We start from the raw sequence: 15460 nt of genomic DNA, 5'->3' as shown, positions 1-15460 counted from the left end.
GACATGGCGATGAGGTATTTCAGAATTACCGACTGGGAAAGTGCCTACACCAGCGACGCCTATGTGGTCGGCGGCGACCGCTGGCCGGCCGCCTGGGTGGAGCCGGCGCAAACCTTCCGCGATAGCCTAGCCACGACCGGTCGCGCCAAACTCGATCTCGCCTATGGGTCTGGCGAGCGCAATCGCTTCGACCTCTTTCTGCCTGCCGAGCCACCGAGGGGATTGGTGGTCTTTATCCATGGCGGCTATTGGCTGGAACTCGACAAGAGCTATTGGTCGCATCTCGCTGCTGGCCCTATCGCCAATGGCTACGCCGTCGCCATTCCCTCCTATACGCTTTGTCCTGCTATCCGCCTTTCCGGCATTGCCAGGGAGGTTGCGGCCGCGATCGGCAAAGCCGCCGATATGGTCGACGGCCCTCTGATGATGGCAGGACATTCGGCCGGCGGCCAGCTCGTAACCCGCATGGTCACGGCGACCTCCCCGCTCGCCGCATCCATCCAGGCCCGCATCCGCAATGTGGTCTCCATCTCCGGAGTGCACGACCTGCGCCCGATTATGAAGCGAGCCATGAACGAGCTTCTGCGCATCGATGCCGCCGAAGCCATGGCCGAAAGTCCGGCCCTGCTGGAGCCCGCAGACAATGTCCGCCTCACCTGTTGGGTCGGCGGCGCGGAGCGTGCCGAATTCATCCGCCAGAATGCCCTGCTTGCCAATATCTGGACCGGCCTCGGAGCGGCAACGTCTGCCGTTGTCGAACCGGATCGCAATCATTTCACGATATTGGACGGCCTGACCGATCCCACGCATCCCCTGACGCGGACCCTGCTTTCAGAATAATAGACAAGGCTTCATCCAGAAAGCCGCGTCTGGTTCAACCTTGCAACGACATTCGACGAATGGGACCGGGTTCGAACTCTTCGAACCCGGTCCTTTCTGCAAAGTTTATTTCTTGACGGGCGCGTTCATGGCCCAGACGATGCCGAAGGGATCGCGAAGCTGGCCCCAGCGGTCGCCCCAGAACATCACCTCGATTGGCATGAGGACCTCGGCGCCGGCATCGACGGCGCGTTTCCACCAGGCATCGATATCGTCGACAAGCAGTTGCAGGGTAAAAGCCTGCGGCTTTTGCAGCGCGTGACCATGTTCGGGATAAGCGTCGCAGAGCATCAACGAACTGCCGTTGATATAGAGATGGATATGCATCGTCCGGCCCTGCTCGTCAGCCGGATACATGAACACCTGTTCGGCGCCGAAGGCGCGCTTGTAGAATTCGGCGGCCTTCACGGCGCCATCCACCGTCAAATAGGCCACCAGGCCGCCAAGCACCGGCACCTTGGGCTGCTGCGATTGTTCTGTTGCATCGGTCATGATCGACTCCTCGGAACGGATTTTGCTAGTGCCCATTGGACGGGCTGTCCCAAGGACGAGCTTCGATCCGATTTTCCGACAAGCGCGGTGAAGGTTTTTCGATATGATCATTTCGTGGCAAAGAACCTTGCATCCCATGAACGGCGAGAGACACATGACCCGATGGCAAACACTGTTTCTGTCCTTAGGGCTGTTTGCCGGGGTGGCTCCAACTTGCTTGGCGTCCGGCCTCGCCTATCGCGGCATAGAAGACGACAGGACGAGCGGCGTAAAACACGGCCTTTTCGAGATAAGGGAAGAGGCGAGGCAATTCATCGCCAAGGAAAACATGGCTGACGGCACCCGTTGGGAGGCGCTTGACCCAAATCTGAAGATTCAGGTGCCGAGATGCGCTGTGCCGCTGACGGTGAAATGGGTTCCCAAAGTCTATGGCCTGTCCGCGCCGAATGTCGCAGTGACCTGCAGCAGGACGATCGACGGCAGTTGGGAAAGACATTGGAATGTCTTTGTTCCCGTCAGATTAAAGCGATGAAGGCTGCATCGGCTTGCGGAGCAGGAATCTCTAAAAGCTTTTCCAATAGCGTGAGTAGTCATCGATCTTGCCAATGGCGTGGATGACGCCGTGCAGCTCGGCCAGGCCCTTAAGTCGCCCGATCAGCGAATAGCCGGGATTGGTCGGCTTATCGACATCGTCGCCGATCAGGTGGCCGTGGTCGGGGCGCATCGGAATCATGTGGTCGGCTCGGCCATCGGTGCGGCGGCGAGCCTCCTCCGCCAGAAGTACGCGCAGGATCGCGTACATGTCACCGCGCCCTTCCAGATGCGCGGCTTCGACAAAGGAACCATCCGGCTCGATCGCCACATCGCGCAAATGGGCAAAATTGATGCGCGACGCAAATTCGCGGGCGATGGCAAGCACGTCATTGTCGGCGCGCGAACCAAGGGAGCCGACGCAAAGTGTCAGGCCGTTGGCGGGATGATCGACGCAGCCAGTGATGCGACGCAGATTCTCCGCCGTCGAAACCACTCGCGGCAAGCCAAAGAGCGAAATCGGAGGATCGTCGGGATGGATGGCGAGCCGTGCTCCAACTTCGGCGGCGACCGGTACGACCTCGTGCAGAAAATTGTCGAGGTTCGTCTGCAGGTCCTCCGTCGTCAGCCCGTCAAAGGATTCGATGGCGGTACGGATCGCCTCACGCCCGTAGCTATCCTCGCCGCCCGGAAGACCGGCGATGATATTGCTCTCCAGTCGACGAACCGCCTCTTCCGAGAGCCCCTTCAGCCGCTCCTCGGCACGCTGCAAAAGCCCCGGCCCATAGTTTGCCTCGGCACCTTTCCGGCGCAGAACGAAGACATCATAGGCGACGAATTCCACCATGTCGAAACGAAGGGCAAGCGCCCTCGTCGGCATCTCGAAGCGCAGGTTCGTGCGCGTCCAATCGACCACCGGCATGAAGTTGTAGCAGATCGTCTTGATGCCGGATCGGGCGAGATTGACCAGCGTGTCCTTCCAGACGCCGATCGCCTGGGCAGCGCCGGCACCGCCGAGCTTGATGGCGCTTGGGACCGGGATCGATTCGCAGACGCTCCAGCGCATGCCGGCTGCTTCCACCAGGGCCTTGCGAGCCCCGATCTCCTCCGGTGTCCAAGTGCGGGAATGGGAGATCTCGTGCAGTGCCGTGACAATGCCCGTTGCGCCGGCTTGACGTGCGTGAATGAGTGGAACGAGATCCTTCGGCCCGAACCAGCGCCAACAGCTCTCCATGCGATGCCTCCCTGATTTGTTGGTCAACATATCGCTACATCGGCGAAAGTCCATCGCCGTGTCTGCTTGACATCCCTTATTGACCAACAATATCTGTTTGATAGTTGGAGGAATGCATGGCGATGGAAACCGCTGAGATCGAGGGGAAGGGATCGGCGGTGGACCAAGTGGTCGACGAGATCCGGCGGCTGATGCGCGAGCGCAATCTCGGGCTCGGCGACGCCCTGCCCTCGGAGATCGAGCTGGCGGCGATGTTCAACAGCAGCCGCAACACCGTGCGCGAAGCAATCCGCATCCTGAAGGCGTATGGCATCGTCGAAAGCAGGCAAAAGGTCGGCGCCGTCATCACCGACCGCCGCCAGCAGGCGTTGATGGAATTGTTCTCCTTCGCGATCGACATATCGGCCGAAAGCTTCCTGGACATTCAGGGTTTTCGCCGGCTGATCGAGGTCAATCTCTCCGATCTTCTGTTCCAGAATATCGACGACACCAGCATTGCGCGGCTGAAGGCAATCAACGACGCCATGAAGCTGGCGCCGGAACTGTCGGAAGCTGCGGAATTCGACTTCAAGTTCCATGCCGAACTCGTCAGCCTTGCCAACAATCGCACACTGTCACAGGTCTATGGCATTCTACAGCCACTGTTGCAGCGGCTGATGGAAGCCGGCAAGCGCTCCCGGGTCGCCGTCGAAAGTGCCTATAACGAACATTGCGACATCATCGTCGCGCTCCAACAGCGTGACCGAATCGCCTATGCCTATCATATGAACCGTCATCTTCACGCCGGGTTGCAGTTCATCCAGCCTCCCCAAGAACCGCGACAGATTTGACACAATCCATTTCCTGACGGACAGATAATCATGAAGAAACTGCCACTCGACACCGGCTGGACCCTTTCTCGCGTAGGCGCACCTTCGACCGCCCCGTCGCTCCCGGCGACGATTCCGGCTGCCGTGCCTGGCAATGTGCATCTTGATCTGCTGTCGGCCCGGCTCATCACCGACCCATATCTGGATGTCAACGAGATCTCCCAGGACTGGATCGGCCGCTCGGCCTGGCGTTACCGGATGGCTTTCGACTGGGATGACGAAGAGGCGGATCGGGTCGATCTGTCCTGCCTCGGGCTTGATACGGCGGCACGCGTGGAACTGAACGGCATATTGCTCGGGGAAACCTGCAATATGCATCGCAGCTATCGTTTCGACATTCGCGGGCAGCTCAAGGAGGGCCGGAACGAGTTGATCGTCGATTTCGATTCCGCCTATGCCCATGGCGAAGCGGTCCGCAGAGCGCTCGGTTCGGCCGCCGATATCCCGGCCAACTATCCCGGACCCGGTAACCTCATCCGCAAGATGGCCTGCAATTTCGGCTGGGACTGGGGTCCGAGCGTCGTCACAGCAGGCATATGGAAGCCAGTCGCCATTGAAAGCTGGTCGAAGGCGCGTCTCGCCATTGTCCGCCCGGAAATTACCTTGCAGGGCGGTGACGGTATGGCGCGCCTGCGTATCGAGGTCGAATGGGCGGACGAAGGCACGGACAGCGCGGCTCTGGTGATGTCGATCGGCGGCAAACGAACCGAAGTCCGAATTGCGCAGGGCGAGACGCATGCTCTGGCGGAATGCCGTGTCGACAATCCGGAAATCTGGTGGCCGCATGGGCTCGGCGGCCAGCCGCTCTACGACCTCGACCTCCAGCTTCTGGGCTCAGACGGAGCGATGCTGGATCGCTGGCAGCGCCGCGTTGGCTTTCGCTCCGTGCGCCTCGACACCGCGCCCGATGAGATCGGTTCTGCCTTTACCCTCGTCGTCAACGACGTGCCGGTCTTCGCCCGTGGCGCTAATTGGATTCCGGAGGATTGCTTCCTGCCGCGCGTGACGCGGGAACGCTATCGCGAGCGGATCGCCCAGGCACGCGATGCCAATATGAACATCCTCCGCGTCTGGGGCGGCGGCATTTACGAGACCGATATCTTCTATGAAGAGTGCGACGCCGCCGGCATCATGGTCTGGCAGGATTTCCTCTTCGCCTGCGCCGCCTATCCGGAGGAGGAGCCGGTCTATGGCGAGATCGAAGCGGAAGCGCGTGAGGCGATCACCCGGCTGATGCCACACCCCTCGCTGGTGCTCTGGAATGGCAACAACGAAAACATCTGGGGGTATTTCGACTGGGGCTGGCAGGATGTGCTCGCCAATCGCCCCTGGGGCGCCGGCTATTATCTTGACCTGTTACCGAAACTGGTCGCTGAGATCGATCCGACCCGACCCTACTGGCCCGGAAGCCCCTATTCCGGCTCGATGGATATTGCGCCGAATGCCGACGAGCATGGCTGCAAGCACATCTGGGACGTCTGGAACGAGGTCGGATACGAGACCTACCGCACCTATATTCCGCGTTTCTGTTCCGAATTCGGCTGGCAGGCGCCCTCGACCTACGCCACGCTTACCGAATCCGTGCGAGAGAAAAGTCGAGCGCCCGCCTCCCCCGGTGTCCTGCATCACCAGAAGGCAACCGGCGGCAATGACAAACTGATCAAGGGATTGGAAGGCTGGTTTCCCGCTCCGGAGAATTTCGACGACTGGCTTTTCGTCACGCAACTGAATCAGGCGCGCGCCATCAGCGTCGGGGTCGACCATATGCGTTCGCATCGCCCCACCTGCATGGGCGCGATCGTCTGGCAGCTCAACGATTGCTGGCCGGTGACCTCCTGGGCAGCGGTCGATGGCGCAGGCCGGAAGAAGCCGCTCTGGTACGCCCTACGCAACAGCTATGCGCCGCACCTCCTGACGATCCAGCCGCGCGGCGACGGTCTTGCCGCCATCGCCGTTAACGATGCGACACTGTTCTGGCGCGTGCCCTTCACCATCGAGCGCTTCGATTTCAACGGCACGCTGCTCGCTCGCCACTCCGTCTGGCGTATCCTTTGCGACCGCTTCGAAAATGCCGAGATCTCCATCCCCAAGGATGTGGCGACGCCGGGCAACCCTGAGCGCGAATTCCTGCGCGCCCGCCTCGGCGATGCCGAAGCCTGGTGGTTCTTCGAGAAGGATATGAAACTGCAATATCCGCAGCCTCGCTTCGACCTTGAGGCCGAGCCGATCGCCGACGGCGTCGCCGTCACGGTCACGGCGCAATCCTTCCTGCGCGATCTCTGCCTGTTTGCCGACCGCATCAGCCCGAATGCCGAGGTCGACGATATGCTGGTCAATCTGATGCCGGGCGAGAGCAAAACCTTCCGCATCAAGGGGCTGTCGAAAGATGCGTGGGAGGACGCCGATCTTTCCGCTATCGTGCGTACAGCCAATCAGGTTGCAGGCACAGCGCACCCCCGGTGAGGCAGAACTCTGCCGGCCTACAGGCCGAAACGGCTCTGGCGAAACATTGCGATCGAAACGGTACATTGCCTTCTATGATCGTGCGACGGCTTGTGATCTAGTGCGTTCACCCGACCCATGAATCAGCGAGACACCGGTTATGTCCTTGGAATCCAATCGTAGCTTTCAGACGCCACGGCGCGAAGAACTCGGTCTTTCCACGCTTGCCAATAGTGCCGGCCTGTCGGTATCGGCGCTGCCGAACGGTACGCTGTTTGCCATCGATTTCGCCGACCAGCAGGGTAGCGTCATGATCAATCAGGTGCTGGGATCGCCTGTTTACGGCGGTATCGGGCGCCTCTATCTGCGCATCGGCGGCTCGCAGCCTGAAGTCGCCGAAATTGTCGGCCCGAAGGCCGCGGTGCGCTTCGGCCATGATGAGGCGGGCTTTTGCTGGAGCGGCGAGACGTCCGGTGTCAAGCATACGGTCCGGCTGCAGCTCCATCCCGGCGATAGCGCCTGGTTCTGGCGGGTTTCGCTTGAAAATACGACCGGTGCGGCGCTTTCAGCCGATCTCGTGCTGATCCAGGATGTCGGCCTCGGCGATCGCGGTTTCCTGATGAACAGCGAGGCCTATGCTTCGCAGTATGTCGACCATCATATTGCCGAGCATTCCGCCTTTGGGCCGGTGGTGATGAACAGGCAAAATCTGAAGCAAGGCGGCGGGCGCAATCCTTGGCTGGCACAGGGCTGCCTCGATGGGGCGGCGGCCTATGCCACGGATGCGATCCAGTTGGCGGTGCCGGCCCCAGGCGGCGATGCACAGATGGTGCCGCGCTTTGGTGAAAGCCTGCCGAGCACGCGCCGGCAGCACGAAGTCGCGTGTCCGGCGATCCAATCGAAACCTCTCGCGCTCGCACCAAAGACGATCGCAACCGCAACCTTCTTCGGCTTGTTCGTCGCCGATCACCCCGCAGCCTCCAGCAATGCCGATCTTGCAAGGCTGGACGCTCTGCCGCAGGCGCTGAACGAACTCGCGACGAGCGATATTGCCGGCGATGCCCCGGCTCGCAGCCTGGTGCAGGACGCGCCGCTATTCGTGACCGAGCCTTTGGATGAAGCGACGATCGAGCGGCTCTATCCCAAGCGGATGCTGGAAGAACGCATCGATGGCCAGCTCTATTCCTTCTTCGTGCCGGACGGCTCGCTTAATCGCCACATCGTACTGCGTGAGAAAGAGCGCGTCGTGGCACGCCGTCATGGCGCCATCGTCCGCAGCGGCCAGAACATGCTGTTGGACGACCGGACGCTGGCCGCAACCTGTTGGATGCAGGGCATCTTTGCCGCGCAGTTGACGATCGGCAATACGTCCTTCCACAAGCTTTTCTCGGTCTCCCGCGACCCCTACAATCTGACACGGGCGAGCGGGCTGCGCATGCTCGTGGACCTCGGCGAAGGCTGGCGCCTGCTGGGCGTTCCCGCGGCCTTTGACATTGGATTGAGCGATGTCCGCTGGATCTACCGGCTCGCCGGCCGCACCATCACGGTGACGGCAATCGCTTCCGGCGACGATCCGTCCATGCAGTGGACCGTAGCGGTCGACGGCGGGGCCTGCCGCTTCCTGATCTTCGGCCATATCGTGCTCGGGGAACGTGACTACGAAGCCGTCGCAAACATCGAGATCGACACTGCTGCCAAGCAGATATCGTTCCGGCCCCAGCCGTCCTGGCTTTGGGATCGCTATCCGCATGCGGCCTACCATCTCGTCACCTCGACGCCGGGTGCCTTCGAGGCAATCGGCGGCGATGAGCTTCTCTACAGCGACGGCACGCCTCGCAACGGCCCTTTCATCGCGCTCAAGTCGCATCAGACCCAAGGCTTCAGCTTTGCAGTCACCGGATCGATGACCGACACGGCGGCGGGCGAACGTCTTGCCGCGCGCTACAAGGCCGGTGTCAGCAGCGAAGACATGCTTGCTCCCGCGCAACGCTTCTGGAGCCATGTGACGCGCGGCGCGCGCATCGAAGGAGAAGGGCGCGACGTCACGGCGCAGGCTGTGATGCTGCCTTGGCTGGCGCATGACGCGATCGTGCATCTGAGCGTGCCGCATGGCCTCGAACAATATACCGGCGCGGCCTGGGGAACGCGTGACGCCTGCCAGGGACCAGTGGAATTCCTGCTCGCTTATGAACATGATGCCGAAGTAAAGCAGATTCTGAGCACCGTCTTTTCCGAGCAGTATCGCGACCGGGGCGACTGGCCGCAATGGTTCATGTTGGAGCCCTATGCCAACATCCGCGCTGGCGAGAGCCATGGTGATATCGTCGTCTGGCCGCTGAAGGCGCTGTGCGACTATATCGAGACGACGGGCGATCTCGCCTTCCTAGCCGAAACCGTGCCGTGGCGGGCCGACGACACCATGCAACGGACCGAAGAGACGGCGACGATTTCCGCGCATGTCGATAAGCTGCTCGACACCGTACGCAGCCGCTTCGTACCCGGCACAAGCCTCATCCGCTATGGCGAAGGCGATTGGAATGACAGCCTGCAGCCGGCCGATCCGCATTTGCGCGATTGGATGGTCAGCAGTTGGACCGTCTCGTTGCTTTACGAGCAACTGGTGCGCTACGCTGCGATCCTGACGCTTGCCAGCCGGGACGACGAGGCGCAGACGCTTAAGGAAACCGCCGCCGCCATGCGCGACGATTTCAACCGCCTCCTGATGCGCGACGGTGTCGTCGCCGGCTACGGCGTCTTCGATCCGAGCCATGATGGCGTCGAACTGCTGCTGCATCCGCAGGATACGCGCACCGGCCTGCATTATTCGCTGATCGCGATGACGCAGCCGATGCTGGGCGGCCTCTTCACGCCGGAACAGCGGCATGCGCATATGAAGCTGATCAGTGACAATCTGCTTTTCCCGGATGGTGTGAGACTGATGGAAAAGCCGGCGACCTATGCCGGCGGACCGGAGACATTGTTCCGCCGCGCCGAATCCTCGTCTTTCTTCGGGCGCGAGATCGGGCTGATGTATGTGCATGCGCATCTGCGCTATTGCGAGGCGCTGGCGCTGGACAACGATGCTGACGGTGTCTGGAACGCGTTGGCACTCGCCAATCCGATCGCGGTCAGCGGCCGGCTCGACCATGCCTCGCTGCGCCAGCGCAACACCTATTTCAGCAGCAGCGACGCCGCATTCCACGATCGCTATCACGCCTCTGATGATTGGGATCGCGTCAAGGCGGGCGATATCGCTGTCGATGGCGGCTGGCGCATCTATTCGAGCGGTCCCGGGCTTTTTACGAAAAGCCTGATCAACAACGTCTTCGGCTTCAAACGGCAATTCGGCGAACGTATCCACAAGCCGCTATTGCCGGCGTCGGTTGCCGTTTCCAAGATCGAACTGGATTTTGAAGCGTAATCGCGAAGGGAGCCGCTTGTTGCGGCTCCCTTTGAATTTTGCGGCTGAGGGTATGAGGTCATATGCAGTGGCCTCACGGGCCTTCAATAGCGGTTATCGTGCACCACGCCCATGATTTCCCCTCCTCGAGACACGCTCACGAGGAGATTGTCGTTGCCGCGCGTTGCCTCAACCAGATAACGCACCCCGACGTCCTTTACGTTCCTGACGTGATAACCCCGCCGTTCCAGGAGGCGTATAACGTCATCCGGGCCGAAATTGTCGCGACGCTCGCCCCATCTATTGGCTGCATCGTGATGCCGGTTCCAGGCGTGAAGAAAATCGGACTCCGTTTGGTCCCGGTCAGAGTCGTAGCCGTCCGGCGACTGATCCTCGTGAATGACAACCTGAGCAATAGCGGGGCTGACGAGGCCCATCGTAATTGCGGCCGTCACGCCCAAGGCGATGAAGGTAACCCTCATTGGCATTTCCTTTGTCGTTTCTTTCCAATAGGGGAGCGATTTAGTGGGCTCCCGGCACCGGTCCCTTCAGCTTTGATATGCAGGCCTCTTGTGCCGAGGCGCTTGGAGTTGGCTGGGCAGCAGACGTGGCCTTTCGGCTCGTCCGTCGCACCCAGCTCACCCACTATGCTCACCCGCATTTTGCGTTGTGTTCTTATTTGTTACGAAATTTAACGGCCGCGACGATTGACCCATCAGGCGGCGCAGGAAACAGGTTGCGCCACGGAAGCGGAGCGACGATCAAGCGCGCCGCTCCAGAGGGTAAGAACGAGGGCAGCGGTGACCAGGATCGCTCCGATCCAAGGGGTTGAGCCGAGGCCGAGTGCGGATTCCACCACTAGGCCGCCGATCCAGGCGCCGGCGGCAATGCCGAGGTTGAAGGCGGCAATGTTCAGCGCCGAAGCGACATCGACCGCGGCCGGGCGCACCTGGCGGGCAAGCTGAACGACATAGAGCTGCAGGCCCGGCACATTGGCAAACGACAGGAAGCCGAGAGCGGCCAGCGTCGGAATTGCCAGCCAAGGCGAAACGGCCGTGAAACTGAACAGCACGAGCACGATCGCCTGAGCGATGAAAAGGCCCGTCAGCGCCTTGACCGGATTACCGTTTGCAAGACGCCCGCCGACAACATTGCCGACGGCAATGGCAACGCCATAAAGCACCAGAATCAGGCTGACAGCGGAGGCCGCAAAGCCGGTCACTTCCTGCAGGATCGAGGCTAGGAAGGTGAAGGCGACGAAGGTGCCGCCATAGCCCAGCGCCGTCATGGCGAAGACGATCAGGAGCCGGCCGCTTGCCAGCACGCGGACCTGCTCGCCGATCCCGGCCGGCGGCGCCTTCTTCAGGTTTGACGGCAACAGTAGCGCAATGCCCGCAAAGGCGATGACGCCAAGGGCTGCGACGGCGGCAAAGGTGGCCCGCCAACCGAAGGTCTGGCCGATGAACGTGCCGAGCGGGACGCCGGTGACGATCGCGACCGTCAGCCCCATGAACATCATGGCGATTGCCGAGGCACGGCGGTTTTCCGGTACCAGATCGGCCGCGATGGTCGATCCGACGGAGAAGAAGACGCCATGGGCGAAGGCCGAAAGCACGCGGGCGACAAGCAATGGCTCGTAGCCGGGGCTTAGGGCTGCCATGCCGTTGCCGGCAACAAAGAGCGCCATCAGGCCGAGCAGCAGCGGCTTGCGCTCGACACGGCCGGTGAGTGCCGTCAGGATCGGCGCGCCGAAGGTAACGCCAAGCGCATAGACGCTGACGATGAGACCGGCGAGCGGCAGGGTGATGTGAAGATCACCCGCAACCGTCGGCAGCAGACCGACGATAACGAATTCGGTGGTGCCGATCGCATAGGCCGCGATCGTCAAGGCAAAAAGAGCTAATGGCATGAGATGGCCCGATCGAAAGGCATCCGGAAATATCCGGCTGCACTGGTTCTTGTTCGAACAGAATATGATCTCAAGACATTCGATCGATAATTGGCTATATCAACTCAACACTTGTGAATTCAATTCAAAGCTTGAGTGGAATGGTGGATAATCGCGCCGGTGAAATGGACGTCTTCGTGCAGGTGGCCGAGCTTCGCAGTTTCTCGGCAGCGGGGCGGAAATTGCGCCTGTCACCTTCTGCCGTCAGCAAGCTCGTTACACGCCTTGAGGACCGGCTTGGCACACGCCTTCTCGTGCGCACCACGCGTTCGCTGCAGTTGACGCCGGAGGGAGAGGTCTACCTCGAGCGCGCTCAACGCATCCTCGCCGAAATAGCGGAGACGGAGCGCATGGTGACAGCAGGAGGCGCCACGGTCCCGCGCGGACCTCTGCGCGTCAGCGCCTCCGTTGCCATTGGCGTGCGCTGCATCGTGCCACTCATTCCGGATTTCCTGGCACTCTACCCGGAAATAGAACTGGATATTTCGCTCAGCGACAGCATCATCGATATCGTCGGTGAACGCGCCGATGTCGCCATTCGTGTCGGGCCATTGCGCGACAGTTCGCTGAAAGCTCGCAAGCTGCTGGAAAGACGACGCGTCATCGTTGCTTCACCGGCTTATGTCGCAAGGCACGGCCTACCGGTGACGCCGGACGATCTCGATCACCACAATTGCCTGACCTTCAACTTCCGCCCGACCGCCGAAGGCTGGCCCTTTCGCGATCCGGCCACCGGATCAGAGTTCGTGAAGCCGGTCTACGGCAATCTGCAGGCCAATAATGGACCGACGGTGCGCAGCCTCTGTCTCGCCGGTCTTGGCCTTGCCCGAGTCGGATATTTTCATGTGCAGCCCGATATCGAAACCGGCGCACTGGTGCCGGTACTGGAGGATTTCAATGCGGGAGATATCGAGCTGATCCACGCCGTCTATGCCGGCCATGATTATCTTGCCGCACGCATCCGCGCCTTTATCGACTTTTTGGCATCGCGAATCACGTAAAACAGCGATGACCATCAGATAAGCAGAGGGCAGAACTTGGAGACGGCGCTTTATCTTCCGATCAAGAATTTCCTGGAAGCCGCCGGCTACGCGGTAAAGGGCGAAATCGGCAGTTGCGATCTTGTCGGCCTAAGTAGCGATGAACCGCCCGTCGTCGTCATCTGCGAATTGAAGCTAACCTTCAATTTGGAACTCGTGCTGCAGGCGGTTGATCGTGCGTCAGTAAGCGATGAAGTGTGGATTGCCGCCCGCGTCTCGGCGAAGGGCAAGGGACGAGAGAGCGACCGCCGTTTTCGCGATCTCTGCCGCCGCCTCGGTTTCGGCATGCTGGCTGTCTCCGACAACGACACCGTTGATATCATCGTCAGCCCGGTCGCGCCGATGCCGCGCAAGAATATCCGCCGGCGATCACGTCTTGTTGAGGAACATAAGCGGCGCAAGGGCGATCCCGCCCTTGGGGGCAGCACGCGCGCGCCGATCATGACCGCCTACCGTCAGCAGGCACTTGCCTGTGCGATGGCGATCCAGAATGGACAGCAGCGTCCTAGAGACATTCGCGCAAACGCGCCAGAAGCCGCCAAAATACTGCAGCACAATGTCTATGGTTGGTTCGAGCGCGTCGATCGCGGCATTTACGCCCTGACCGAACTCGGTTCGGAAGCATTGAAGCGCTGGCCGCAGGCGGATGGCGCTTAAACAATAAAGGTGAAGAAATTCGGGCATTACAACGTTAAATTCCAGTAATGTCTTACAAAATTGCAATATAAACATGATCAATATTTAATTTGTAAAATTCATCAGGCGGATCATATAAATCTCCAGCGCCAATTCTTTTTTCTACTGCAAGCTCCGCAGTAAACTCGGATAATAGAGATTCCCCGGAAAGAATAGAAATGGCACTCCGTTCGACGCCTGGTCCCTGACATGGACCCAAGACGCCATATCGCCAACGATCTCGTAAGGGACATCTGCCATGTCAAATCTACTTCGCAAGCATCGCGCCGCTGCCATCGTCGGAGCGGCCATCATAGTCGGCGCAGGGGCCCTGCCCTTCGCCTTCAGCACCCCCGCTGCCGTTGCCGCGACGGCCGAACCTGGCGGCATCATCGCGCCTGGCGGCTCTTTCGCGCCGATCGTCGACGCCGACAAGCCGGCAGTCGTCACCGTTACCACTACGATGAAGGTCACCGATACCAGCGCGGATGCCGGCGACTCCCCGATGGACGAGCAATTCCGCCAGTTCTTCGAGAACCAGGGCATCCCCTTCCCGCAGCAGGAGGCGCCGCAGCATCGTCCGGCGCAGCGCGCCATGGCACTCGGCTCCGGCTTCCTCATCAGCCCGGACGGGGTCATCGTCACCAACAACCACGTCATTCAGAATGCCACGGATATCAAGGTGACGCTCGATGACGGCACCGAACTACCGGCCAAGCTCCTTGGCGCTGACGCAAAATCCGATCTGGCTGTCCTGAAGATCAAGGCGCCGAAGCCTCTCGCCACCGTGGCCTGGGGCGACTCCGATAAATTGAAGCTCGGCGACCAGATCCTGGCGATCGGCAATCCCTTCGGCATTGGCACGACTGTCACCGCTGGCATCGTTTCGGCCCGTGGCCGCGATCTGCACAGCGGCCCCTATGACGATTTCATCCAGATCGACGCTCCGATCAATCACGGCAATTCCGGCGGCCCGCTGGTCGATCGGGACGGCAATGTCGTCGGCATCAACACCGCCATCTATTCGCCGAATGGCGGCAGCGTCGGCGTCGGTTTCGCCATCCCCTCGGATCAAGCCAAGGCGATCGTCGCCAAGCTTGAAAAGAACGGCTCGATCGATCACGGCTATCTCGGGGTCGCCATTCAGCCCGTGACGGCCGATGTTGCCGATGCCGTCGGCCTTTCGCAGGCGCAAGGCGCCCTGGTCGCCAGCGTCAATGACGGAACGCCGGCTGCACGTGCCGGCATCAAGACCGGCGATATCGTTACGGCCGTCGGTAGCGAGACCGTCAAGTCGCCCAAGGATTTGTCGCGCCTGGTTGCCGATCTTTCTCCCGGCGACAAGCGCTCGCTCACGGTCTGGCGCGATGGCAAGAGCATGGATGTGAACGTCACCCTCGGCGGCAATGACGACAGCAAGCAGGCTGCCAATGACAGCGGTGACGGGAAAGTCCAACCGTCCAATCAGCCGAGCATCGGCGTCGGCCTCGCCAATCTGACACCGGATCTGCGCGAGCAGCTCAACCTTCCGCACGGTGTCGAAGGTGCCGTCGTCGCCAGCGTCAATCCCGATAAGTCGGCCGCCGCTGCCGGCGTCCAAGCGGGCGACATCATCGTCTCGGTCAACGATCAGCCGGTCCACAGTGCCCACGATGCCCAAAACGCAGTTGCACAAGCCGGCAAAGCAGGCCGCAAGTCGGTTCTGCTGCTGATCGAACGCGGCGGCGACAAGACCTTCGTGGCAGTGCCGTTCTCGGCTGCCTAAGCATCTCTCCTGAAAGGCAAACGCGCCTCGTCTCCATCACTGGAGGCGAGGTGTATCTATTTCCCGCGATTGCGTCCGCAATTCCCAACTCCCCAACATCACAGCGCAGCAAAGTGCGCAGGCTCGCGCCGGCGCTATCGCGACCGAGGGGGAATTTTAACCGACAATACTATTGTCAACCAATA

The 15460-nt window shown here is 60.8% G+C and carries 12 protein-coding genes; 8 read left to right on the top strand and 4 right to left on the bottom strand.

What is annotated here, in order from left to right; genetic code table 11:
* Positions 1-9 precede the first annotated feature (9 nt).
* The gene (locus tag PH547_RS14130; protein ID WP_285168623.1) at positions 10-840 is read left to right on the top strand and encodes an alpha/beta hydrolase; all 831 of its coding nucleotides are present in this window, start codon (positions 10-12) and stop codon (positions 838-840) included.
* 105 nt (positions 841-945) lie between these two features.
* On the opposite strand, the gene PH547_RS14125 is transcribed toward PH547_RS14130, so the two are convergent.
* Positions 946-1371, bottom strand: coding sequence for a VOC family protein (locus PH547_RS14125; protein ID WP_285168622.1), 426 nt, complete (start codon positions 1369-1371; stop codon positions 946-948).
* 154 nt (positions 1372-1525) lie between these two features.
* Between PH547_RS14125 and PH547_RS14120 the strand changes: the two genes are divergently transcribed.
* On the top strand, positions 1526-1903 hold the full coding sequence (locus tag PH547_RS14120) for a hypothetical protein (protein WP_285168621.1): 378 nt from the start codon (positions 1526-1528) through the stop codon (positions 1901-1903).
* A 30-nt stretch (positions 1904-1933) separates the two neighbouring features.
* Here PH547_RS14120 and uxuA read toward each other — a convergent pair whose 3' ends face one another.
* Positions 1934-3136 carry a mannonate dehydratase gene (gene uxuA / locus PH547_RS14115; protein ID WP_285168620.1) on the bottom strand — a complete coding sequence of 401 codons (1203 nt, stop codon included), beginning with the start codon at positions 3134-3136 and terminating at the stop codon, positions 1934-1936.
* 116 nt (positions 3137-3252) lie between these two features.
* Between uxuA and PH547_RS14110 the strand changes: the two genes are divergently transcribed.
* The 3 genes from PH547_RS14110 (at position 3253) to PH547_RS14100 (ending at position 9868) form a co-directional block, all read left to right on the top strand.
* A complete protein-coding gene (locus tag PH547_RS14110; RefSeq protein ID WP_260305113.1) occupies positions 3253-3966 on the top strand; it encodes a FadR/GntR family transcriptional regulator in 714 nt (237 codons plus the stop codon).
* Between the two features lie 30 nt (positions 3967-3996).
* Positions 3997-6468 carry a glycoside hydrolase family 2 protein gene (locus PH547_RS14105; RefSeq protein WP_285168619.1) on the top strand — a complete coding sequence of 824 codons (2472 nt, stop codon included), beginning with the start codon at positions 3997-3999 and terminating at the stop codon, positions 6466-6468.
* Positions 6469-6607: 139 nt separating this feature from the next.
* Positions 6608-9868 carry a GH36-type glycosyl hydrolase domain-containing protein gene (locus PH547_RS14100; RefSeq protein WP_285168618.1) on the top strand — a complete coding sequence of 1087 codons (3261 nt, stop codon included), beginning with the start codon at positions 6608-6610 and terminating at the stop codon, positions 9866-9868.
* 83 nt (positions 9869-9951) lie between these two features.
* Here PH547_RS14100 and PH547_RS14095 read toward each other — a convergent pair whose 3' ends face one another.
* Positions 9952-10329 (bottom strand): hypothetical protein, encoded by a 378-nt coding sequence (locus PH547_RS14095; protein WP_285168617.1) that lies wholly within the window; start codon positions 10327-10329, stop codon positions 9952-9954.
* A gap of 233 nt (positions 10330-10562) precedes the next feature.
* Positions 10563-11756, bottom strand: a complete 1194-nt coding sequence (locus PH547_RS14090; protein WP_285168616.1) for an MFS transporter — start codon at positions 11754-11756, stop codon at positions 10563-10565.
* Positions 11757-11899: 143 nt separating this feature from the next.
* Here PH547_RS14090 and PH547_RS14085 point away from each other — a divergent pair, with 143 nt between their 5' ends.
* The 3 genes from PH547_RS14085 to PH547_RS14075 all read left to right on the top strand — a co-directional run bounded on the left by PH547_RS14085 (position 11900) and on the right by PH547_RS14075 (position 15275).
* The gene (locus tag PH547_RS14085) at positions 11900-12796 is read left to right on the top strand and encodes a LysR family transcriptional regulator (RefSeq protein WP_285168730.1); all 897 of its coding nucleotides are present in this window, start codon (positions 11900-11902) and stop codon (positions 12794-12796) included.
* 36 nt (positions 12797-12832) lie between these two features.
* Positions 12833-13492 carry a DUF2161 domain-containing phosphodiesterase gene (locus PH547_RS14080; protein ID WP_285168615.1) on the top strand — a complete coding sequence of 220 codons (660 nt, stop codon included), beginning with the start codon at positions 12833-12835 and terminating at the stop codon, positions 13490-13492.
* 277 nt (positions 13493-13769) lie between these two features.
* A complete protein-coding gene (locus PH547_RS14075) occupies positions 13770-15275 on the top strand; it encodes a DegQ family serine endoprotease (RefSeq protein ID WP_285168614.1) in 1506 nt (501 codons plus the stop codon).
* Positions 15276-15460 lie beyond the last annotated feature (185 nt).

The sequence above is a fragment of the Rhizobium cerradonense genome, from assembly GCF_030182455.1.
Taxonomy (GTDB): Bacteria; Pseudomonadota; Alphaproteobacteria; order Rhizobiales; family Rhizobiaceae; genus Rhizobium.
This window is presented reverse-complemented; position numbering and strand designations above follow the sequence as displayed.